The 21,921-nt window shown below is 73.3% G+C and carries 17 protein-coding genes and 1 tRNA gene; 11 read left to right on the top strand and 7 right to left on the bottom strand.

What is annotated here, in order from left to right; translation table 11 throughout:
* The first annotated feature begins 132 nt into the window (after positions 1-132).
* On the top strand, positions 133-1,578 hold the full coding sequence (locus DAI17_RS05015) for an alpha,alpha-trehalose-phosphate synthase (UDP-forming) (protein ID WP_407669702.1): 1,446 nt from the start codon (positions 133-135) through the stop codon (positions 1,576-1,578).
* 36 nt (positions 1,579-1,614) lie between these two features.
* On the opposite strand, the gene DAI17_RS05010 is transcribed toward DAI17_RS05015, so the two are convergent.
* Positions 1,615-3,171: an FMN-binding glutamate synthase family protein gene (locus DAI17_RS05010; protein ID WP_107771829.1), complete on the bottom strand. Its 1,557-nt coding sequence runs from the start codon at positions 3,169-3,171 to the stop codon at positions 1,615-1,617.
* A 72-nt stretch (positions 3,172-3,243) separates the two neighbouring features.
* Here DAI17_RS05010 and DAI17_RS05005 point away from each other — a divergent pair, with 72 nt between their 5' ends.
* Genes DAI17_RS05005 through pdxY form a run of 4 tightly spaced genes read left to right on the top strand, consistent with a single transcriptional unit; the run spans position 3,244 to position 6,975 of the window.
* Positions 3,244-4,548: an alpha/beta fold hydrolase gene (locus DAI17_RS05005; RefSeq protein WP_107771828.1), complete on the top strand. Its 1,305-nt coding sequence runs from the start codon at positions 3,244-3,246 to the stop codon at positions 4,546-4,548.
* 38 nt (positions 4,549-4,586) lie between these two features.
* Positions 4,587-5,279, top strand: a complete 693-nt coding sequence (locus tag DAI17_RS05000) for a uracil-DNA glycosylase (RefSeq protein WP_107771827.1) — start codon at positions 4,587-4,589, stop codon at positions 5,277-5,279.
* A 22-nt stretch (positions 5,280-5,301) separates the two neighbouring features.
* Entirely contained in the window at positions 5,302-6,075 is a 774-nt protein-coding gene (locus DAI17_RS04995; protein ID WP_199904955.1) for a dioxygenase family protein, read from the top strand.
* A gap of 48 nt (positions 6,076-6,123) precedes the next feature.
* Positions 6,124-6,975, top strand: a complete 852-nt coding sequence (gene pdxY / locus DAI17_RS04990; protein ID WP_107771826.1) for a pyridoxal kinase PdxY — start codon at positions 6,124-6,126, stop codon at positions 6,973-6,975.
* A 94-nt stretch (positions 6,976-7,069) separates the two neighbouring features.
* Here pdxY and DAI17_RS04985 read toward each other — a convergent pair.
* A tRNA-Thr gene (locus tag DAI17_RS04985) sits at positions 7,070-7,142 on the bottom strand.
* A 57-nt stretch (positions 7,143-7,199) separates the two neighbouring features.
* Here DAI17_RS04985 and DAI17_RS04980 point away from each other — a divergent pair.
* The 4 genes from DAI17_RS04980 (at position 7,200) to DAI17_RS04965 (ending at position 12,783) form a co-directional block, all read left to right on the top strand.
* Entirely contained in the window at positions 7,200-9,035 is a 1,836-nt protein-coding gene (locus DAI17_RS04980) for a glycoside hydrolase family 13 protein (RefSeq protein WP_107771825.1), read from the top strand.
* Between the two features lie 109 nt (positions 9,036-9,144).
* Positions 9,145-10,203 carry a sensor histidine kinase gene (locus DAI17_RS04975; protein ID WP_107771824.1) on the top strand — a complete coding sequence of 353 codons (1,059 nt, stop codon included), beginning with the start codon at positions 9,145-9,147 and terminating at the stop codon, positions 10,201-10,203.
* Positions 10,204-10,264: 61 nt separating this feature from the next.
* Complete coding sequence (locus DAI17_RS04970; protein WP_107771823.1) at positions 10,265-11,569, top strand: DUF4032 domain-containing protein; 1,305 nt, start codon at positions 10,265-10,267, stop codon at positions 11,567-11,569.
* Entirely contained in the window at positions 11,566-12,783 is a 1,218-nt protein-coding gene (locus DAI17_RS04965) for a GNAT family N-acetyltransferase (RefSeq protein WP_107771822.1), read from the top strand. The genes DAI17_RS04970 and DAI17_RS04965 overlap by 4 nt, the downstream gene beginning before the upstream one ends.
* 4 nt (positions 12,784-12,787) lie before the next feature.
* Here the strand turns inward: DAI17_RS04965 and DAI17_RS04960 are convergent, their stop codons facing one another.
* From DAI17_RS04960 to cysS, 4 genes are all read right to left on the bottom strand, one after another.
* Positions 12,788-14,290, bottom strand: a complete 1,503-nt coding sequence (locus tag DAI17_RS04960) for a hypothetical protein (RefSeq protein ID WP_107771821.1) — start codon at positions 14,288-14,290, stop codon at positions 12,788-12,790.
* Between the two features lie 240 nt (positions 14,291-14,530).
* The gene (locus DAI17_RS04955; protein WP_234412238.1) at positions 14,531-16,027 is read right to left on the bottom strand and encodes a metallophosphoesterase family protein; all 1,497 of its coding nucleotides are present in this window, start codon (positions 16,025-16,027) and stop codon (positions 14,531-14,533) included.
* Positions 16,024-16,977 (bottom strand): 23S rRNA (guanosine(2251)-2'-O)-methyltransferase RlmB, encoded by a 954-nt coding sequence (gene rlmB / locus DAI17_RS04950; protein ID WP_107771820.1) that lies wholly within the window; start codon positions 16,975-16,977, stop codon positions 16,024-16,026. The genes DAI17_RS04955 and rlmB overlap by 4 nt, the downstream gene beginning before the upstream one ends.
* Before the next feature lies 1 nt (position 16,978).
* Positions 16,979-18,430, bottom strand: coding sequence for a cysteine--tRNA ligase (cysS, locus tag DAI17_RS04945; protein ID WP_107771819.1), 1,452 nt, complete (start codon positions 18,428-18,430; stop codon positions 16,979-16,981).
* A 94-nt stretch (positions 18,431-18,524) separates the two neighbouring features.
* Between cysS and DAI17_RS04940 the strand changes: the two genes are divergently transcribed.
* Positions 18,525-19,766 (top strand): C39 family peptidase, encoded by a 1,242-nt coding sequence (locus tag DAI17_RS04940; protein ID WP_107771818.1) that lies wholly within the window; start codon positions 18,525-18,527, stop codon positions 19,764-19,766.
* Between the two features lie 3 nt (positions 19,767-19,769).
* Here the strand turns inward: DAI17_RS04940 and DAI17_RS04935 are convergent, their stop codons facing one another.
* Positions 19,770-21,296: a molybdopterin-dependent oxidoreductase gene (locus tag DAI17_RS04935; protein ID WP_107771817.1), complete on the bottom strand. Its 1,527-nt coding sequence runs from the start codon at positions 21,294-21,296 to the stop codon at positions 19,770-19,772.
* Positions 21,297-21,358: 62 nt separating this feature from the next.
* On the opposite strand from DAI17_RS04935, the gene ispF reads away from it, so the two are divergent.
* A complete protein-coding gene (ispF, locus tag DAI17_RS04930; protein WP_234412235.1) occupies positions 21,359-21,862 on the top strand; it encodes a 2-C-methyl-D-erythritol 2,4-cyclodiphosphate synthase in 504 nt (167 codons plus the stop codon).
* Positions 21,863-21,921: the final 59 nt, after the last annotated feature.

Below are 21,921 nucleotides of genomic sequence, written 5' to 3'. Positions count from 1 at the left end.
AAGAACTGGTGTGGCACCACTGTAGGCGAGGAACCACAACGATGTCATTCGCCCTCGGCGAGTCGCGGAGGCTTCTCGCGAGAGGGTGCAGTAACGACCCCCCGCAGGGGTGCTGCGCGGCTCGCTAGGGTGATCCACGTGACTTCTCCCGGCCGCGCCGACCTCGTGATCGTCGCCAACAGGCTCCCCGTCGACCGCGTCACCAACCCCGACGGCAGCAACGACTGGCGACGCTCCCCCGGCGGACTGGTGTCGGCCCTCGAGCCGGTGATGCGGGCCAACGACGGCGCGTGGATCGGGTGGCCCGGCGCCCCCGACGACGACCTCGAGCCGTTCGTCGAGGACGGGCTCCAGCTCGTGCCGGTGCACCTGAGCGCGCAGGAGGTCGAGGAGTTCTACGAGGGCTTCTCCAACGGGACCCTGTGGCCGCTCTACCACGACGTCGTGGCCAAGCCGGAGTTCCACCGCGAGTGGTGGGACTCCTACGTCACGGTCAACCGCCGGTTCGCCGAGAAGAGCGCCGAGTTCGCCGCGGAGGGCGCCACCGTGTGGGTGCAGGACTACCAGCTCCAGCTGGTGCCGCAGATGCTGCGCGACCTGCGTCCCGACCTGCGCATCGGGTTCTACCTCCACATCCCCTTCCCCCCGGCCGAGCTGTTCAGCCAGCTGCCCTGGCGGCGCCAGATCCTGGAGGGCCTGCTCGGCGCCGACCTGATCGGCTTCCAGCTCGCCGGCGGCGCCGGCAACTTCGTGCGGCTCGTCCGTCACCGTGTGGGCCACAAGACGCACCGCGACCTCGTCTACCTTCCCGACGGCCGCACGGTGAAGGCCGCGGCCTTCCCGATCTCTATCGACTCCGCCGGCTTCGAGGAGCTCGCCCGCTCCGAGGGTGTCCAGGAGCGCGCCAAGGAGATCCGCGAGGCCCTCGGCAGCCCCCGCACCGTGTTCCTGGGCGTGGACCGCCTCGACTACACCAAGGGGATCTTCGCGCGGCTGCGCGCCTTCGGCGAGCTCATCGACGAGGGCGAGCTCGACGTCGAGGACGCCGTCTTCGTGCAGGTCGCCACCCCCTCGCGCGAGCGGGTGGAGCAGTACCGCATCCTTCGTGACGAGATCGACCGGCTCGTGGGCCGCATCAACGGCGACCTGGGCGAGATCGGGCGCCCGGCCATCCACTACATGCACTCCTCCTACCCCCGCGAGGAGATGGCGGCGCTCTACCGGGCCGCCGACGTCATGGTCGTCACCCCCTTCCGCGACGGCATGAACCTCGTCGCCAAGGAGTACGTCGCGTGCCGCTACGAGGACGACGGCGCCCTGGTGCTCTCGGAGTTCGCCGGGGCCGCCGACGAGCTGCGCCAGGCGTGGCTGGTCAACCCCTACGACATCAACGGCATCAAGCAGGCGCTCCTCGACGCCTCCCGGGCTGAGCCGCGCGAGACGACCCGTCGGATGCGGGCCATGCGCAAGACCGTGGTCGAGCGGAACGTCTCCGCCTGGGCCGGGAAGTTCCTCGACGAGCTCGCCACCGGGCAGCACGAGCACGACAAGACGGTGCGTCCCGCCCGCAAGAGCTGAGCGTCGTACGCCGTCCGCACCGGCCGTGCGGGCCGGTCATCGGGTGGTCGGACGCGGCTCCGGCGACTCGCCCTGCGCGGTCATGACCTCCTCGATCGCGGCCCGCAGGTCGGGCCCGAGGTCGCCCCAGTCGTCCTCGTAGCCGTAGACGTCGTGGAGCGGCTCGGTCGAGCGGTGGCCAGTGAGGATGTCGACGTCCCACGGCGTGATGAGACCGGGGTGCACGACGCCGACGGCCTCGGAGACCTTGATCAGGTCCCGCCGCACGGAGCGGATGTAGTTGGCGGCGCGGACGCTCTTGAGCTCGACGTCGAGGCCGAACGTGTAGCGCGGGTTCTGGGTCGCGATCCCCACCGGGCAGTGGTCGGTGTGGCACTTCTGGGCCTGGATGCACCCGATGGACAGCATCGCCTCGCGCCCGACGTTGATCATGTCGACACCGAGGGCGAAGGCCACCACCGCGTTCTCCGGGATGCCGAGCTTGCCGGCGCCGATGAAGGTCACGTCGTCGGTCAGCCCCGCGGCGGCGAAGCGCTTGTAGACCTCCGAGAAGCCGATGCGGAACGGGTAGGCGACCGAGTCCGCGAAGAGCATCGGCGCCGCGCCGGTACCACCCTCCCCGCCGTCGATGTTGACGAAGTCGACGCCCCGGCCACCGCCGGCCATCTCCTCGACCAGCTGGTCCCACAGCGTCATGTTGCCGACGGCGGACTTGATGCCGACCGGCAGCCCGGTGGCGTCGGCCACCGTCTCCACGAAGTCCAGCATCGAGTCCACGTCGTGGAAGACCTGGTGCCTGCTGGGCGACGCGCAGTCCTTGCCCTCGGGGATGCCGCGGATCGCCGCGATCTCGGCGTTGACCTTCTCCCCAGGCAGCATCCCGCCGAGTCCCGGCTTGGCCCCCTGGGAGAGCTTGATCTCCACGGCACGCACCGGTGCGGACTGCACCAGGTCGACGAGGCGCTGCAGGTCGAACCGGCCGTGCTCGTCGCGGCAGCCGAAGTAGGCGGTGCCGATCTGGAAGACGAGGTCGCCGCCGTTGCGGTGGTAGGGCGACAGCGCGCCCTCCCCCGTGTTCTGCAGGCACCCCGCCATCGCCGCGCCGGTGTTGAGCGCCTCGATGGCCTTGCCCGACAGGGAGCCGAAGCTCATCCCGGAGATGTTGACGACCGAGCCCGGCCGGAAGGCGTGCCGGCGACCGCGGGCCGCCCCCATCACCTTGGCGCTGGGCAGCGTGATGGCGTCGTCGGCGTGGGGCGGCGTCGCCGCACCCGGGCCCATGAACGTGCGGTGCTTGATGACCGGGTAGCCCTCCACCCGCTCCATGTCGTTGTCGGTGCCGAACCCGAAGTAGTTGTTCTCCAGCTTGGAGCTGGCGTAGATCCACCGCCGTTGGTCGCGACTGAAGGGTCTCTCCTCGTCGTTGCTGGTGACGATGTACTGCCGCAGCTCCGGGCCGAAGCGCTCCAGGAAGAAGCGCAGGTGCCCGGCCACCGGGAAGTTGCGGATGATCGCGTGCTGACGCTGCGTGACGTCGTGGGCCACCGTCCCGGCGAGGGCGGCCGCACCCAGGGCGGCGAGGTTCCACTTCATGGCTCGTGTCTAGCGTCGCGGCCGTCCGCCCACAACCTCCCCCGGGGCGGCGTACCCGCGTATCTTTCGCCCATGGACCTCCTCCCTCCGAAGCCGGACCAGCTGGTCGCGGCGGCGGGCAACGTCGCGCACAAGGTGCTGTACGGCGGCCTGGCCGACCTGCGTCCGATGCCCCGGACCCTCATCGACGACGGAGAGCTGCGCGAGGTCTACCACTACCGACCCGCCGGGACCGTCCACGAGTCCGGCGACCCGGTGCTCCTCGTGACCCCGCTCGCCGCGCCCGCGATCTGCTACGACCTGCGTCGCGGCTGCTCGCTGGTGGAGCACTTCGTCGCCCTGGGCCGGCGGACCTACCTGGTCGAGTACGGCCAGGTGTCGTTCCGCAACCGCAACCTCGGGATGGAGCACTGGGTCGACGAGGTCCTCCCCACCGCCATCCGAGAGGTGTCGGCGCACGCGGGCGGCCGGCCCGTGCACGTGGTGGGCTGGAGCCTGGGCGGGATCTTCACCATGCTCACGGCGGCCGACCGGCCCGACCTGCCGATCGCGTCGCTGACGGTCGTGGGTTCGCCGGTCGACGTCAAGAAGGTGCCGCTGGTGGCGCCGGTGCGGCCGCTCCTCAACCTCAGTGCCGGGCGGGGCCTGCTCACCCGCGGCTACCGGGCGCTGGGCGGGATCCCGCAGCCGCTGGTCAACTGGGCGTTCACCGCCGCGTCGGTCCAGAAGGTGGTCACCAAGCCGGTGGCCGTGCTCACCCACCTCGACGACACCGACTACCTCGCCCAGCTCGAGGCGGTCGACCGCTTCATGGACAACATGATCGCCTACCCCGGCCGGACGTTCGGGCAGCTCTACCACCGCTTCGTCAAGGGCAACTCGCTGGCCGCCGGGGCGATGGAGATCGGCGACCGGACCATCGAGCTGTCGGCCATCACCGCGCCGGTGCTGGTCTTCGCTGGCGCCACCGACGGCATCGCTCCGGTCGGTGCCGTCCGTCCGGTGATCGACCTCCTCACCCACGCGCGCGAGGCGCGCTTCGAGATCGTCCCCGGCGGCCACCTCGGCATGCTCACGGGTCGCGCCGCGCGCGGCAGCACCTGGCGCGTCATGGACGAGTGGATCGAGCAGTGGTCCAGCCCCGACGCTCCCCCGGCACGCGCCGCCCGGAAGAAGGCGTCGGCGAAGAAGGCGTCGGCGAAGAAGGCGACGGCCACGAAGGCGACGGCCACGAAGGCGGCGAAGAAGCCGCCCGCCGTACGCAAGACCACGACGCGGAGGCCGGCTCCGAAGGAGGCGTCCCCCTCCGCCGACACCATCGGCTCGAACCCGACCCGCCGCTACGGGTCGGGAGGGTCCCGCGCCCTCGGCGGCTGAGGGACCGTCCGGAATCACCGGCCCGCTAGCGTCGAGGCATGAGCACCCTGCAGGGACTGGTGGACCGGGGCCTCGTGGCCGACGACTGGGCCCAGGCCCTGGCCCCGGTGGAGGCCCGGATCGAGGCGATGGGCCGCTTCCTGCGCGAGGAGATCGCCGCGGGGCGCAGCTACCTGCCGCACGGCGACCACGTGCTCCGCGCGTTCCAGCGCCCGCTGGCCGACGTGCGTGTGCTGGTCGTCGGCCAGGACCCCTACCCGACGCCCGGCCACCCGATCGGGCTCTCCTTCGCCGTGGCGCCCGAGGTCCGGCCGGTGCCGCGCTCGCTGGCCAACATCTTCACCGAGCTGCAGGCCGACCTGGGCATCGCCCCCGCGTCGCACGGCGACCTGACGGCGTGGGCCGACCAGGGCGTGATGCTGCTCAACCGCGTGCTCACGGTGGCGCCCGGACAGGCCGCGTCGCACCGCGGCCGCGGCTGGGAGGAGGTCACCGAGCGGGCGATCCACGTGCTCGCCGCGCGCGGCGGACCGCTGGCCGCGATCCTGTGGGGACGCGACGCCCAGTCGCTCAAGCCGATGCTGGGGTCGGTCCCGTGGGTCGAGTCTCCCCACCCCTCACCGCTCTCGGCCTCCCGCGGCTTCTTCGGGTCGCGGCCGTTCTCCCGGGTCGACCGGCAGCTCGTGGAACAGGGTGGGTCCCCCGTCGACTGGCGACTTCCAAGTATTTGAAAGTTGAACTACTATGGCTGACATGACCACCCGGATGCCCGCGCTCTACATCGGCCACGGAGCTCCCCCGCTCCTCGACGACCCGACGTGGTCGGGCCAGCTCGCCGCCTGGGCGGCCGACCTGCCGCTGCCGAAGGCGATCCTCATCGTCAGCGCGCACTGGGAGTCGGCGCCGGTGAGCCTCAGCGCCAGCAGGGCGCCGCTGGTCTACGACTTCGGTGGCTTCGACGCGAAGTACTACCGGATGACCTACGAGACCCCCGACGCCTCGGCGCTGGCCCGGCGCGTGGCTGCGCTCATGCCCGCCAACGAGCCCGTGCACCAGCACGCCGAGCGGGGCCTCGACCACGGCGCGTGGGTGCCGCTCAAGATCATGTACCCCGAGGCCGACATCCCCGTCCTGCAGATGTCGCTGCCCACCCACGACCCCGTGCGGCTGATGCGGCTCGGCGAGCGGCTCCGGCCGCTGCGTGACGAGGGCGTGCTGGTCATCGGCTCGGGCTTCCTGACCCACGGCCTGCCGTTCCTGACCGACTGGCGGCTCGACGCCACCGCACCCGGCTGGTCGGTGGACTTCGACCTCTGGGCGGCGGACGCGCTCGCCCGTGGCGACGTCGACGAGCTCGCGGCGTACGCCTCGAGGGCGCCCGGCATGCCCTACGCCCACCCCACCGTCGAGCACTACACGCCGCTGTTCGTCACGCTGGGGGCCGCGACCACGCCCGACGAGCCCGGCGTCCAGGTGATCGACGGCTACTGGCTCGGGCTGTCCAAGCGGTCGCTCCAGGTCGCCTGACCGCCTGCGATTGCCGACCGCGGGCTCCTGCTCACTAGTCTGCGTGGGATGAAGGTCCTCTCGATCCAGTCCTCGGTCGCCTACGGCCACGTCGGCAACTCCGCCGCGGTCTTCCCGCTGCAGCGGCTCGGGCACGAGGTCTGGCCGGTCTTCACGGTGGTGTTCTCCAACCACACGGGGTACGGCGAGTGGCGCGGGCCGCTGCTGCCGCCCGGCGACGTCGCCGACGTCGTCAGCGGCATCGAGGACCGGGGCGTCCTGGGCCAGGTCGACGCGGTGCTCTCCGGCTACCAGGGCGGGGCCGGCATCGCCGACGTCGTGCTCGACGCGGTCGCGAAGGTCAAGGCGGCCAACCCCGCGGCGACGTACACCTGCGACCCGGTCATGGGCAACGCGCGCTCGGGCTGCTTCGTCGACCCCGCCATCCCCCCGATCATCCGGGAGCGGGTGGTGCCGATGGCCGACGTGATCACGCCGAACCAGTTCGAGCTCGGCTTCCTCACCGACACCGCGCCCGCCGACCTCGAGTCGACCCTCGCCTCCGCCGACCGGGCGATGGCCATGGGGCCGTCCACGGTGCTCGTCACCAGCGTCGAACGGCCCGACGCCCCCGCCGACACCATCGAGATGATGGCCGTGACCCGGGAGGGCGCCTGGATCGTGCAGACCCCGCGGCTGCCGATGAAGGCCAACGGCTCCGGCGACGTGACCGCCGCGCTCTTCACCGCGCACCTGCACACCACCGGCTCCCCCGCCGAGGCGCTGGCCGCGACGACCAGCTCGGTCTTCGACCTGCTCCAGACCACGCTCGACTCCGGCGAGCGCGAGCTCCGGCTCATCCAGTCCCAGGACGCCTTCGCGCACCCGCGGATGCAGTTCGAGGTCACCCAGGTCCGCTGAGCGTCGTACGCCGGCAGTCGTGTGCGGTCGCAGTCACCAGTGGACCGCGATCGCCCACGGCCTCCCTCGACAAGGAACGACGGGCCACCGACAGAGCCGGTGACAGGAGTCGAACCCGCGACATCCTCTTTACAAGAGAGGCGCTCTACCAACTGAGCTACACCGGCAGTGCTGCCGAGGCAGCGCGGGCCATCCTAGACGCCCGCTGATGGGACGATGTGCGCATGTCGCTGCTCGACCTGCCGCACCACGACGGCTCCCCGCTCCACCTGTCCGACGAGTCCCCGCAGCTGGGCGACGTGGTGACCGTCCGGGTCCGGACCGCCGCCTCCGACCCGGTGGACGAGGTGTGGCTGCGGACGACGTACGACGCCGAGCCCGTCTTTCACCCGATGACCGCCACGACCGAGGCCGACACCACGTGGTGGTCGGGCGAGCTCCCCGTGCACAACCCGGTGACGCACTACCGGTTCCTGCTCGTGCGCGGCGAGCAGCAGGAGTGGCTCACCGCCGCCGGGCCGGTCGCCATCGACGTGCCGGACGCGACCGACCACGTCGTCAGCGCCTACGCCGCCGCTCCGGACTGGGGACGCGACGGCGTCGTCTACCAGGTCTTCCCCGACCGCTTCGCGCGCTCGGCGGCGGCCGACGGACGACCGACCCCCGACTGGGCCGTCCCGGCCGGGTGGGACGACGAGGTGGTCTTCGAGGGGCACGACCCGCGCACCCCGCTCCAGCTCTTCGGCGGCGACCTCGACGGGGTCACCGAGCACCTCGACCACGTCGAGCAGGTCGGCGCCGACATCGTCTACACGACCCCGGTCTTCCCCGGCGAGAGCAACCACCGCTACAACGCGACCACCTTCGACAGGGTCGACCCACTCCTCGGCGGCGACGAAGCATACGAGCGGCTCTCGACCGCCGTGCACGCCCGGGGGTGGCGGATCCTCGGCGACCTCACCACCAACCACACCGGTGACACCCACGAGTGGTTCACCAAGGCGGCCGCCGACCCGACCTCGTCCACCCGCTCCTACTACTACTTCGAGCCCGACGGCACCTACGCGTGCTGGATGGGCCACACCACGCTCCCCAAGATCAACCACGGCGACCCCGACCTCCGCGCGGCGATGGTCGAGGGGCCCGACTCCGTCGTGGGGCGCTGGCTGCGGCCGCCGTACGACGTCGACGGCTGGCGCATCGACGTGGCCAACATGACCGGCCGCCTCGGGGCCCTGGACGTCGCCCGCGAGGTGGCCCGCGCCGTCCGGCACACCGCCGCGGAGCTGCGCGACGACCCGCTCGTCATCGGTGAGCACAACCACGACGCCACCGGTGACGTCGACGGCGACGGCTGGCACGGCACCATGAACTACTCCGGCTTCTCCTGGCCGGTGTGGTCGTGGCTGCGCGACCCGTCCTCGCCCGCGCGTCCCTTCGGCCGGCCGGTGCCCGTCCCGCGGCGACCCGGCGGCCAGGTGGTGGACACGTTCCGAGCCTGGCACGCGGCCTTCGGCTGGCGGGCCACGTGCCAGTCGTGGAACATCCTCGGGTCGCACGACTCCGCCCGGATCCGCACCGTGGTGGGCTCCCCGGAGGTCCACCGCGTCGCCGCCGGGCTCCAGTTCACGATGCCCGGCGTGCCGATGGTGTTCGCCGGCGACGAGATCGGGCTCGAGGGGGTCAATGGCGAGGACGCCCGCCGCACCATGCCCTGGCACCGCCGCGACGAGTGGGACACCGCGACCCTGGCGACCTACGGCGACCTCGCCCGCGTACGCCGCTCGCACGCCGCCCTGCGCCACGGGGCGCTGCGGTGGGCCCACGTCGACGACGACACCATCGCCTACGTCCGCGAGCTGGCCGACGAGCGGATCCTGGTCATGGCGCGCCGGGCGCCGGGCGCCGCCGTCGCGATCCCCGCCACGTCGGGCGCTCGGCACCTGCTCGGTACCGAGCCCGGAGGCGCCGACCTGCCCGTCGACAGCGGAGCGGGCGGTGACCGGGTCGTCGTACCCGCCGCGAGCGGCGCTCGCCTCGACGTGTGGCTCCTGCAGTGAGCCCCTTGGGGGTGGGGCGGTGCGACCGATCCGGCCCGGACCGGGCCGAAGGTGCGTATGGTGGAGGACTTGACCACCCGAGCTCCCACACCCATCCAGGACTGACCTGATGCACGCCGAGGGCCCCACGGTTGCCGGACGCCGGCAACCGGCCCGCGCGACGGGGGCTCACGACGCGGTCCTCTACGCCGACGACGGCGAGTTCGTCGTCGCGGCCGGCCGCCACCTGCGCGAGGGGGCCGAGCGTGGCGAGAAGCTGGTGCTCGCCTGCACCGGGGAGCGTGCCGACCTCCTCCTGGACTCGGTGGACGGCCTCCCCGCCGTCACCCGGCTCGGCAACGACGACACCTACCTCACGCCCTGTGGGGCGATGGACTCCTACCTCGCCGCCACCCGCCGGGCCGTCGCCTCCGGCGCCACCGGCCTCCGGGTCGTCGGCGAGCTGCCGCCCGGGACGCGTCACCACCCCCACACCTGGCCGGGCTGGTCGCGCTACGAGGCCGTCGTCAACCACGTCCTCACCACCGTCCCCTTCCACGCCCTGTGCGCCTACGACTCGCTGCAGACCGACCACGGCCTGCTCGCCGCCGTCCGGTCGACGCACGCGCGCATGTGGCGGGCCGGTGCGCCGCAGGACAACCCCGACTACCTCGACCCCGAGACCTGCCTGGCGCGCTGGTCCGACCCCCCGGTCCTGCCCGTCGAGGAGTCCCCGCCCCTCCTCGAGGTCACGGGGATCCGCGACCTCGCCGGCGCGCGTCGGGCCCGCAGCCGCGTCGGTGCCCTGCTCAACGGCCACGACACCGCCCTGGAGCCGCACGCCGAGCACCTGCCGCCGGCCGACCCGACCCTGGTCGAGGTCGCGGACTACCTCGTGGGGATCGACGAGGTCGTCGTCAACGCCCTCACCCACGGAGCCGGGACGGCGACGCTGCGGTTCTGGGCCGACCACGACAGCGTGGTCACCACGGTCACCGACGCCGGTGCCGGCTTCGACGACCCCTACCGCGGCTGGACCACCCGGTCCGTCACCGGCCCCGACGGCCGGACCCGTCGGGAGCTCGGGCTGTGGCTGGCCCGGCAGACCTGCGACGACCTCACCTTCCGCCGCGACGACGAGGGGTTCACGGTCCGCCTGCGGGCCGACCTCGACGTCCGCTTCCCCTGACCCGCCGGACCCGCCACGACGCCTGCGGCAACCCGTCCCGGCAGGAGTAGGTTGTGCGTCCATGGCCCTGCGCATCGTGGCGAGTCGCCCCGACCCGGCGATCGTGAAGCTGCCGTGGTCCACCCCCCTGGAGGAGTGGACCGACGAGTACGTCGTCCCGCTGCCTCGCGGCCTGAGCCGCCACGTCGTACGGATCGTCCGGCTCGGCACCCGCACCTACGCCGTCAAGGAGACGCAGGAGGCCATCGCGTTCCGCGAGTACCGCCTCCTGCGCGACCTCCAGCGGGAGGGGCTGCCCGCAGTCGCTCCGCAGGGAGTCGTCACCGGCCGGCTCGACCACGACGGCGAGGAGCTGCCCGCGGCGCTGATGACCGAGCACCTGCGGTTCTCCCTCCCCTACCGCAGCCTCTTCTCGCACGGGATGTCCGCCGAGAGCATCCCCAGCCTGGTCGACGCGATCGTCGTGCTGCTGGTCCGGCTGCACCTCTCCGGCTTCTACTGGGGCGACGTGTCGCTCTCCAACGTGCTGTTCCGGCGCGCGGCCGGCGACTTCGCGGCGTACCTCGTGGACGCCGAGACCGGCGAGCTGCACCACGACGTCAGCGACCGGATGCGCGACCACGACCTCACCATCGGCACGGAGAACATCTTCGCCGAGCTCATGGACCTCCAGGCCAGCGGCACGGTCCGCGAGGAGCTCGACGGCTTCGCGATCATCACCCGGCTGCGCGACCAGTACGAGCGCCTGTGGGCCGAGCTCACCAGCGAGGAGGAGTTCACCGCCGACGAGATGTGGCGGATCGAGAGCCGCATCGAGCGGCTCAACGACATGGGCTTCGACGTCGACGAGCTCGACATCGTCACCGACTTCGACGGCGACCGGGTGCGCATCCAGCCCAAGGTGGTCGAGCTCGGCCACCACCGCCGCGAGCTGCAGGCACTGACCGGCATGAACGTCGAGGACAACCAGGCCCGGCGCCTGCTCAACGACCTCGCGTCGTTCACCGCCCACTACGACCTCGGACGCGAGGACCGCCAGCTGGTCGCGGGTCGGTGGATGACCCAGATCTACGAGCCGATCATGGAGATGGTCCCCCGGGAGGCTCGCGGCAAGCTGGAGCCCGCCGAGATCTACCACGAGATCCTGGTCCACCGCTGGTACCTCTCGGAGCGGGCCGGGCACGAGGTCGGCATCTTCGACACCGCGCGCGACTACATCGACAACGTGCTCACCGAGAAGCCCGACGAGCTCATCGCCGCCGGGTCCGACGCCCAGGACGGCTCCAGCGCCCCCGGCGACGCGGAGCCCTCCGACGCGCCCAGCGGCCCCCGGTCCTCCGGCGCCCCCGGCTCCCCGGTCGCATGAGCGCCACCCGACCGATCGGCCCGGCCGACATCGCCGCGTCGGTGACGCTGAGCGCGGAGGCCTTCGGCGACCTCCCCGCCGGCTTCACTCCCCCGAGCCCCGACGCCTGGCCGCTGCCGGGTCGCCACTCGTGGGGCACGTGGGAGGGCGACCGCCTCGTGGCCCGGGTCATGGGCCGCGAGTACCACTCGTGGTGGCACGGCCGTGAGGTGCCGACCTGCGGCATCGCAGGCGTCGCCGTCGCGGCCGAGAGCCGCGGTGCGGGCCTGCTGGACGACCTCATGCGCACCGTGCTCGACGAGGGGCGGCGGGAGCGCGGCGAGGTGCTCTCGACGCTCTACCCCACCGCGCCCGGCATCTACCGGCGCTACGGCTACGAGGTCGTGACCAGCCTGCTCGAGGTCGAGCTCGCCACCGCGCAGCTCTCCCGCGTGACCCCCGACCCCGCGGTGCGGCTGCGCCGGGCCACCGTCGACGACGTGGACGACCTGCGACGCGTCTACGCCTCGTGGGCCGCCGCCCACAACGGTCCGCTCACCCGCACGGGCCCGTCGTTCCCCGCCGCCGCGGACGAGCTGCTCGGGTCCTTCACCGCCGTGACGCTCGCCGTCGTCGACGAGCCGGTCGTGGGCCACCGCCCTGGCGAGGTGGTCGGCTTCGCCTCCTGGCACCGCGGCACCGGGTACGACGAGACCTCCACCATCGTCGTCGACGACCTGGTCTCGCTCCACGCCGGCGCGACCCGCTCGCTGTGGGCGATGCTCGGCAGCCACGCGTCGGTCACCGGCCGGGTGCGGCTGAGCACCTCGGGCGAGGACCCGGTCCGCCTCGCCCTGCCCTTCGCGGAGTGGCGGACCACTCGACAGGTGCCCTACATGGTGCGCGTCCACGACGTCGCCGGCGCCCTCACCGGGCTGCGCCTGGGGCCGTTCGACGCCCGCGTCCCGTTCTCCGTGGAGGGTGACCTGCTCGGCACCACGGACGGGCACTGGCTGCTCACCACGGGAGCCGACGACACCTCGACCTGCGTGCCCGGGGACGCGGCGGACGGTGGACCGGTCCTGGCCCCGCGCGGGCTGGCGCTGCTGCTGTCGGGAGCACAGTCCTGCGCCGCCGTCCGGTTCGCCGGGCTGATGCACGGCGACGACGGCTCCGACGCCGTGCTGGACGCGCTCCTCGGCGGCCGGCAGGTGCACGTCCGCGACTACTTCTGAGGCGTCACCCGGCGACCCGGCCGCCCTGCTCGAGCCACCACCGGGCGGCCTCCCTCACGTCGACGGGCAGCTCCGGGGAGACGGCGACCTCCGCCAGCAGCGGGTGCCCGCTCAGGCCCGCGGCGCCGATCGCCCGACGCCGCGTGGCGGGGTCCATCAGCGCGCGGCGCAGGACGTCCTCGGGGAGGCGGCGCCCGGCCGAGCCGGCCACTGCGATCGCCGTACGACGCAGGGCGGGGTCGTCGTGGGACAGCCACCGGTCCAGGGAAGGCAGGTCCCTGCCGTTGACCAGCCCGGGCAGCCGCTGGACCGCCCGCTCGCGGACGTGCGGGTCGGACGTGTCCTCCGCGATCCGGGCCACGTGGGCTGCCGCCCGTCCGGCGAGCGCCGGCACCGCGGCGAGGAGCATGAAGGACGTGGCGGCCCGGGTCGCCCACGGCCCGAAGGCGATGTCGTGGACCAGCCGGGCGAGCAGCGGCTGGTCGCCGACGCCGGCCTCGGTGCCGATGGCGCGGGCCGCGTCGAGGCACTCGCGCCACCGGTGGTCGGCCTGGTCCTTGGACACCTTGGCCGCCACGGTGGCCGGCGGCAGCGGCCGCGCGGGGACGAGGCCGCTGTCCTTCCAGGTGCTCGGCGGGACGAGCCGGACGAGGTGGGCCGCTAGCTCCTCGGAGACGGTCCCCGGCTCCGTGGCGTCGAAGGCCGCGACCACGCTCGGGAGGACGTCCCTCCAGAACCGGTCGCCCCCGACCTGGCCCATGTTCTCGATCGCCAGCGCACCCAGGGTCGCCTCCCGGTCGGTCCCACCGCGGAGCAGGTCCAGGCACCAGTCGAGCCCGTCGGGGGTCGTCGACTCCCCGACCGCACTCATCAGGTCACCGAGCCCGTGCGCGTGCGGGCGAGCCAGCTCGGTCCGGGCGATCTGGAGGACGAGGTGGCCGTAGGCGCTGCACCTCATCAGCGCCAGGGCCTCGTAGCGCGTGTGGTACGCGTGGGCCACCGACCTCGCCAGCTCCGACACGAGCCGCTCGAGCAGCGGCAGGGCGTGACGCTCCGGCAGGCCGATGTTGCCGGGCGCCGACATCGTCCGGGCCCACCGCAGCCAGGCCCCGCCCGGGGCGGGCTCGGGCCGCTCCAGCCGCTCGGTGAGCCGCGAGAGGTCCGCGACCGAGTCGACGGCCCGCCCGGGGTCCGAGTCCCGCGGACTGGCCTCGGGGAACGTCCGGCACAGGATGTCGACGGGCGCGCGCAGGGACCCCTCCGGCAGGCCGAGGGCCTCCTCGTAGGCGTCGACCAGCCGGCCGTCGCGCAGCTGACCGGTCTCCATCCGGGAGAGCCGGGCGGTGCTGGTCCCCAGCCGTCGGGCGAGCTGCCGCAGCCCGGTGTCGGGGAGGTCGGCGGTGGTGCGCGCCATCCGGAGCACCCACGCGATCCGGGCCGCCACGTCCACGGCGGCGCCGTCGAGCGCCGTCGCGTCGTCCACGGTGATCATCCGGCTGCCGGCCACCGCCCCAGTATCGGTCGGTGTCCGCGCCCCTCCTCGCCGTGGTGGCTCCGCGGCGTGTTGCAGGCTTTGCCGACAGTGAAACAAGGCTGCGCCCGCGCCCGTCCCCGACGACGATGGTGTGACCGCGCGAGTCGTGCCGGCGACGCGCATGGGGGCCGTCGACCGGGACCGCGCGGGGACGCACGGAGGTGGGTGGCGCACGGGGGTCGCCACTCACCGCCGCTGCAGGTCACCCGCGGGTCACTCGTAGGTCAGCGGCGCGTACTCCCCGACGACGAAGGTGCCGTCGGTCTGCAGGCGGATCCCCTGGACGCCGACGGGGCGCCCCTCCTCGTCGTACGTCACCAGGCTCATGCCGGCGTCGCGCCGCGGCTTGCTGCCGACGGCGATCGCGTACGCCGCGCCGCCGGTCGTGCCGTTGGTGTAGGTCCAGCCGATCCGGCCCTCCTCCCCGACGACCGCCTCCGGCCCGCGCTGCACGTGGGTGTGGCCGCCGACCACCAGGTCGACGCAGCCGCGGGCGAGCGCCTCCCGGCCCAGGTTGGCGTCGTGGACGAGCATCGTGGAGATGCGGTCCTCGGACTCGCACGCCACCTCGGCGAGGCGTCCCTCGACCTCGCCGAAGCTCAGGCCCGACTCGTCGCGCCAGTCGCCGAGGCCGCTCGACCGCGGGTCGTCGACGCCGAGGATGAGACCTCCGCCGGGTCCCTCGACAGCCTCACCGTCCAGCGTCGTCCAGCCCAGGTCGGCGAGGTAGCCGATCACGAACTCGCCGTGGTCGTGGTTGCCCGCGACGACGAAGCGGTCGAGGTCGCCGAACGCGCGGTCCAGGGAGTCCAGGCTGAACGCCTCCCAGGGCTGGCCGGTGGAGGTGTCGTCGCCCGCGTCGAGGACCACGGTGGCCCCGGCGGCGTCCCCGACGGCCCGCGCGACCGGGTCCATCCCGATGTTGTCGTGCCGGTCGCTGACCAGCAGCGCCACCGTCTCGCCCTCCTCGGGCACGCGCACGTCGAGGTCCGCCGCCGTCTCGGCCGCCTCGGCGTAGAACGCCTTGCTCTTGTCGTAGGTGCTCACCGCGCTGGCGATCAGTCGCCTCGTCTGGGTCGTGGTCGGGCCGGTGCGGACCTCGATCCCGTCGGCCTCCACGGGCAGCGGCACCGCGGAGCCCAGGAACTCACCCAGCGTGATCCAGTCCTGCTCGTCCTCCTGCCTGTCCGCGTCGGCGTCCCACGGCTGCCACAGCGCCAGGGGCAGCGCGACCAGCAGCACGGCTCCGACCGCCCCGCGTCGGGTGCGCAGGCCGCGGAACAGCTCGCCGCGCCGGTGGGGTCCGAGGAGCAGCCACACGGCGAGCGGCACGAGACCGAGCCCGAGGCCGCGGACCGCCGCCGAGATCGCGATGTCCTCGACCGCCGCCTGCACCTTGTCCACCTGGGACTCGGGCTGGCTGGCGATGAACGCGTAACGGGCGATCAGCTCGTCCGCGGAGGACGCCTCGGTCTTGCCGAGCACCATGTCGACGCCCACCGGACCGTCACCCTGGCGTCGTACGTCGGGGAGCAGCGGCCCGGTGCGCACCACGACGTCCCCGTCCAGGGTCGGCCGCACGGTGGCGTCGTGGCTGGCCACCACCACCGTCCGGCTCCCGGAGAGGAACAGCGTGACGCCCGCGACCACGGCGACCACGAGCGACCCCACCGCCACGAGGGCGGTGGACGCGAGGCGGGTGCGACTCACGCGGTGGCGCGTGCCTGGGCGACCGAGTAGAGGGTCACCGAGGCCGCGACTCCGGCGTTGAGCGACTCGAGCTGGTTGGCCATCGGGATGGAGACGAGCTGGTCGCAGGTCTCGGCGACCAGCCGGCCCAGGCCCTTGCCCTCCGAGCCGACGACGACGACCAGCGGACCGTCGGCGAGGCCGAGGTCGGGCAGCGACACGTCGCCGTCCGCCGCCAGCCCGACCACCATGCAGCCGGCGTCCTGGTAGGCCCGGAGCTGGCGGACCAGGTTGACCGTCTGGGCGACGGGGATGCGCGCGGCGGCGCCGGCGCTGGTCTTCCACGCGGCCGCGGTCATGCCGGCGGCGCGGCGCTCGGGGATGAGCACCCCGTGCGCCCCGAAGCCGGCGGCCGAGCGGACGACGGCACCGAGGTTGCGGGGGTCGGTGACCGAGTCGAGGGCCACGATGAGCGGCTTCTCACCCTTCTCGGCGGCGAGGTCGAGCAGGTCGTCGGGGTGCGCGTACTCGTAGGACGGCAGCCGGGCCGCCAGGCCCTGGTGCACGGCACCGCCGGTCATCCGGTCGAGCTCGCCCCGGGTCACCTCGAGCAGGGAGTAGCCCTCCTCGGCAGCGATCTTGAAGGCCTCGCGCAGCCGGCCGTCGCGCTCGGCGCCCTCGGCGACGTAGACGCCGGTGATCGGGATGCCGGCGCGCAGCGCCTCGACGACCGAGTTGCGCCCGGCCACCCACTCGGCCTCGGTCGACTTGGTCGTACGCCGCTTGGGCCGGGTCGACTCGGAGCGCTCGGCGCGCTTCGCGTCCTTGTGGGCCTTGTGGTAGGGCCGGTCCTTCGCCTTGGGCGTCGGGCCCTTGCCCTCCAGGCCGCGCTTGACGCGACCGCCCGACCCGGCCGTCGGGCCCTTGCCCGACTTGCGGATCGCGCCCTTGCGCTGGCTGTTGCCTGCCATGTCAGATGCTCCACTTCGGCCCGGAGGGCGTGTCTTCGATCTCGATGCCGGCGGCCTTGATGCGGTCCCGGATCGCGTCCGCCCGGCCCCAGTCCTTGTCGGCCCGCGCCTGCGCGCGCTCCTCGAGCAGTGCCGTGATGAGCACGTCGACGGCCTCGCGCAGCTGCTCGGCCTCCGCGCCGCCGCCGTCGCCCCAGCCGGGGTCGGCGGGGTCCAGCCCGAGCACGTCGAGCATGGCACGTACCGCGGCGGCGTGGCGGGTGGCGTCCGCGCCCTCGGCCAGCGCGCGGTTGCCCTCGCGGACCGTGTCGTGGATGACCGCGACCGCCGCCGGGGTACCGAGGTCGTCGTCCATCGCGGCGACGAACGCCTCCGGCAGCCGCGTAGTTTGGGACGATCTCGTGGGTGAATCGGCGGATCCGCCTACGAGTTCGTCCCCAACTACCCCGGCGGTGCCCGGCACGCGGTCGAGGAACGACTCGATGCGCTGGAAGGACGTCGCCGCCTCGTCGAGCGCCTCGAAGCTGAACTCCACGTGCGAGCGGTAGTGGGCGCTGACCATGTAGAACCGCAGCTCGATGCCCCGGACGCGCTCGAGCACCGAGGGGACGAGCAGCGAGTTGCCGAGCGACTTGCTCATCTTCTCGCCGGCGGTGGTGATCCAGGCGTTGTGCAGCCAGTACGACGCGAACGGCTTGCCCGCCGCGCGTGACTGGGCGAGCTCGTTCTCGTGGTGGGGGAAGCGCAGGTCGACGCCGCCGCCGTGGATGTCGAAGGCGGGGCCGAGGTACTTGCTCGCCATCGCCGAGCACTCGATGTGCCACCCCGGGCGGCCGGGTCCCCACGGGGAGGGCCAGGAGGCCGACTCGGGCTCGGCCCCCTTCTTCCACCCCTTCCACAGGGCGAAGTCGCGCGGGTCGCGCTTGCCGCGCGGGTCGGCGTCGCCGGCGGGCTCCATGTCGTCGACCCGCTGCCGGGTCAGCTCGCCGTACGACGGCCACGAGCGCACGTCGAAGTAGACGTCGCCGGACCCGTCCTCGGCCGCGTAGGCGTGCCCGCGGGCGATGAGCGTCTCGATGAGCTCGACCATCTCCGGGACGGTGCCGGTGGCGCCGGGCTCGTAGGTCGGCGGCAGCACGTTGATGCTGGCCAGCGCCTTGGTGAGCTCGGCGTGCATCGCGTAGGCGAGGTTGTACCAGGGCCGGCCCTGCTCGGCGGCCTTGGCGAGGATCTTGTCGTCGATGTCGGTGACGTTGCGGATGAAGTGCACGTCGTAGCCGCTCGCGGTCAGCCAGCGCCGCAGCACGTCGAAGTTGACGGCCGAGCGGACGTGGCCGACGTGCGGCTCGGACTGCACGGTGAGCCCACAGACGTAGATCCCCGCCTTCCCCTCCTCGAGGGGGACGAAGTCTCGGACCTCGCGGGTCGCGGTGTCGTGGAGGCGCAGATTCACCCGGCAAGTCTAGGGGCGCAGGGCCCACGCACCGATTCGTCCGGGCCGTGTGACTCGTGGGACAGGTGGGTCGTGTGCGGGTTAGCGTGGCCCCGTGGCCCCCTCGCGCGTACGACGCCCGCTCCTCGCCCTGCCCGTCCTCGCCCTCGTGGCGGGGGCCCTCGCCCCCGGTGCGCTGGCGCCCGCCGCCGGCGCCGACCCGGGCACGTCCGCGGCGGCCGAGCGCCGGGCGGCCTCGAGCATCCAGCACACGTCGTGGAGCAAGGGGCGCGACTGGCGTGCGGGGACGATGCGCGGGGTCCGCACGGCCAAGGGCTCCCTGCTGCTCAAGAAGCCGCGTCCCGGCAAGCTGCGGGGACGCAGCTACCAGACGGGCAGCTGGACGTCCCCGTGGGCGGCCCCCGGGTTCGGCGCCACCGAGCTCATCCCCTCGTGGGAGGCGGTGACGACCGGCGACAGCGTCGTCAAGGTCGCCGTCCGCGCCCGCACCGCCGACGGCCGCACCTCGAGCTGGGACTCGATGGCCGAGTGGACGCTGGACAACCCGGCGGTCCAGCGCCGGTCGCTGGCCTCCCAGGCCGACGACCTCGGCCGGGTCAACGTCGACACGTGGGTCGCCGCCGCGCCCGTCACCCAGTGGCAGGTGCGCGTGAAGCTCTACCGCAGCCCGACCGCCCGTCCGCTGGTGCGCGTGGACCGCGTCGGTGCGGTCGCCAGCGCGATCGCCCCGCGGGGCAGCACCCCGACCTCGACGCCCGGCCCGGCGGCCGGCACGGTCCTCGACGTCCCGGCGTACTCCCAGATGACCCACCGCGGCCACTACCCCCAGTGGGGCAACGGCGGCGAGGCCTGGTGCTCCCCCACGTCGGTGGCGATGGTGCTCGGCCACTACGGGCTGCAGCCCGGACCGTTCCCCGCCGTCGCGGCCGGGCACGCCGACCCGCAGGTCGACCACACCGCGCGGCTGGTCTACGACCACGCCTACCGCGGGACGGGCAACTGGGCCTTCAACACGGCGTACGCCTCGACGCTGACCACCGGCGACGCCTACGTCACCCGGCTGCGCAACCTGCGCGAGGCCGAGGACTACATCGTCGCCGGCGTGCCGCTGGTGATCTCGGTGGCCTTCGGCACCCGGCAGCTCACCGGCGCCCCGATCTCGGCCAGCAACGGCCACCTGCTCGTGGTGGTCGGCTTCGAGGCCGACGGCGACGTGGTCGTCAACGACCCGGCCGGAGCGTCCAACGGCGCCGTGCGCCGCGTCTACGACCGCGACGAGCTCGAGGACGTCTGGATCAACGCCAGCGGCGGCACGGCCTACGTCATCAACCGCTGAGCCTCACGCGTCGCGCACCCTGAAGTCGACGGAGTGCCACCCCGTGGCCCCGTCCGGTACGACGTCCGCGATCGCGCCCGTCTGCACGTCGCCGTCGCGGCCGATCGCCCGCACCCGCAGCGTGTGGTCGCCGGGCTCGACGTCGATCGTGCCCGTCCACTGCACCCACGTGTCCTCGCTGGGGACCTCGGCGAGCTCGACCCGCTGCCAGGCACCGCCGTCGAGCGCGACCTCGACGGCCTCGATGCCGGTGTGCTGCTTCCACGCCAGGCCGCCGATCCGGAGCGACCCGGGGTCGACGTCGGCGCCGGAGCGGGGCACGTCGATGCGTGAGGCGATCTTGACCGGGCCGAGCTCGGACCAGCCGCGCTGGGTCCAGAAGGCCGACACGTCCGCGAACCGGGTCACCTCGTAGTCCACGACCCACTTGGTCGCCGACACGTAGCCGTAGAGCCCCGGGACGATCGAGCGGACCGGGAAGCCGTGCTCGATGGGCAGCGGCCGCCCGTTCATGGCGACCGCGAGCAGGGCGCCGCGGTCGTCGGTCATGGCGCTGAGCGGGGTGGCGCAGTCCCAGCCGTCCTCGGAGGTCTGGAGGACGCAGTCGGCGTCGCCCCGGACACCGGCCTCGGCGAGCAGGTCCGCGATGCGCACGCCGCTCCACCAGGCGTTGCCGATGAGGCCGCCGCCCACCTCGTTGCTGACGCAGCCGAGGGTGATCCACGACTCGGTCAGACCGCGCGCGATGAGGTCGTCGTAGGTCAGCACGAGCTCGCGGTCCACCATCCCGTGGATGCGCAGCCGCCAGTCCTTGGGCTCGATGGCGGGCACCGAGATGGCGGTGTGGATCAGGTAGAAGTCGTCGTTGGGCGTCTGCCACGGGCTGACCCCCTCGACGCCGGTCGAGACGCCGCGCGGCGGGTTCGGGAGCGTCACGTCGTCCAGGCGCAGCAGCCGCCGGCTCTCGACGACGTGGCGGCGGCCCGCCCCCACGACGCGGCCGGCGACCCCGACGCCGATCGCGGCCAGCCCCAGGACGCCCGCCACCATCAGGAACACCCGGCGCTCGCGCGACTCCAGCTCGGGGTGCGCCTCCGCCATCCGCAACGGCGCCGTCAGCGCCGGGAGCAGCGCCACCCAGGTGGCGAGGCCGACCAGGACGGGGATCACGTCGACCGCTCCGGCCCCCCGCTGCACCAGCACCGCCACGGTGCCGACCGCCGCGAGCCCGAGCCACACGAGCTGGGGACGCACCCACGACGTGCGCGCCATGATCCCGGCCCAGGCCGACAGCGCGAGCAGCACGAGCAGGGTGCCCAGGACGAGCAGCGGCTTGTCGAGCTGGCCGACGAGGTCGATGGCCTGCTCGGCCAGCGCGCCCGGCGTGAGCCGGATGACCAGCTCGGCCACGGCCACGACCGGCGACTCCCGGATGGTCAGCACCATCGCCACCGCGTAGCTCGTCGCCACGCCTGCGGCACCGGTGACGATGCCCGCGAGCGCCCAGGGCAGGCGCGACGAGGGATGCATGGGTCCATTGTGACCGACGGGACGAGCCGTCAGCGCGCCGGTCGCCGCGGCATGATGGGCCGGTGACCAGCCCCGAGACCCCGACCGTGACCCTCCCGCGCACCGGCATCGGCACCGACGTCCACCGCCTCGTCGAGGGGGCGCCCCTGCACCTGGCCGGGCTCGCGTGGCCCGACGAGCCGCGCGGCCTCGAGGGCCACTCCGACGCCGACGTCGCCGCCCACGCGGCGTGCGACGCGCTCTTCTCCGCGGCCGGGATCGGTGACCTCGGCTCGCACTTCGGCACCTCCCAGCCCGAGTGGGCCGGGGCATCGGGGGCCACGCTGCTCGCGGAGGCGGCCCGTCGGGTGCGCGAGGCCGGTTACGAGATCGGCAACGTCGCGATCCAGGTCATCGGCAACGCACCGCGTCTCGGGCCGCGGCGCGCGGAGGCCGAGGCCGCCCTCGCCGCGGCCGCCGGCGCGCCGGTCTCCGTGTCGGCGACCACCACCGACGGGCTGGGGCTCACCGGACGGGGCGAGGGCGTGGCCGCGATCGCCACCGCGCTCGTCGTCGCGCGGGGCTGACGGCCCGGGGAACGAGACCGGGCGCGAGCGGCCGTCGTACGCCGATCCGGTTCCCCACC

Source organism: Nocardioides sediminis (assembly GCF_003047295.1).
Taxonomy (GTDB): domain Bacteria; phylum Actinomycetota; class Actinomycetes; order Propionibacteriales; family Nocardioidaceae; genus Nocardioides; species Nocardioides sediminis.
Note: the sequence above shows the minus strand (reverse complement) of the source record. Positions and strands in the feature narration are given on the sequence as shown.

Coding starts and splice junctions, on each gene's coding strand:
- DAI17_RS05010 (WP_107771829.1), bottom strand. CDS start 3,171: ATGAAGTGGAACCTCGCCGCCCTGGGTGCGGCCGCCCTCGCCGGGACG.
- DAI17_RS05005 (WP_107771828.1), top strand. CDS start 3,244: ATGGACCTCCTCCCTCCGAAGCCGGACCAGCTGGTCGCGGCGGCGGGC.
- DAI17_RS05000 (WP_107771827.1), top strand. CDS start 4,587: ATGAGCACCCTGCAGGGACTGGTGGACCGGGGCCTCGTGGCCGACGAC.
- DAI17_RS04995 (WP_199904955.1), top strand. CDS start 5,302: ATGACCACCCGGATGCCCGCGCTCTACATCGGCCACGGAGCTCCCCCG.
- pdxY (WP_107771826.1), top strand. CDS start 6,124: ATGAAGGTCCTCTCGATCCAGTCCTCGGTCGCCTACGGCCACGTCGGC.
- DAI17_RS04980 (WP_107771825.1), top strand. CDS start 7,200: ATGTCGCTGCTCGACCTGCCGCACCACGACGGCTCCCCGCTCCACCTG.
- DAI17_RS04975 (WP_107771824.1), top strand. CDS start 9,145: ATGCACGCCGAGGGCCCCACGGTTGCCGGACGCCGGCAACCGGCCCGC.
- DAI17_RS04970 (WP_107771823.1), top strand. CDS start 10,265: ATGGCCCTGCGCATCGTGGCGAGTCGCCCCGACCCGGCGATCGTGAAG.
- DAI17_RS04965 (WP_107771822.1), top strand. CDS start 11,566: ATGAGCGCCACCCGACCGATCGGCCCGGCCGACATCGCCGCGTCGGTG.
- rlmB (WP_107771820.1), bottom strand. CDS start 16,977: ATGGCAGGCAACAGCCAGCGCAAGGGCGCGATCCGCAAGTCGGGCAAG.
- DAI17_RS04935 (WP_107771817.1), bottom strand. CDS start 21,296: ATGCATCCCTCGTCGCGCCTGCCCTGGGCGCTCGCGGGCATCGTCACC.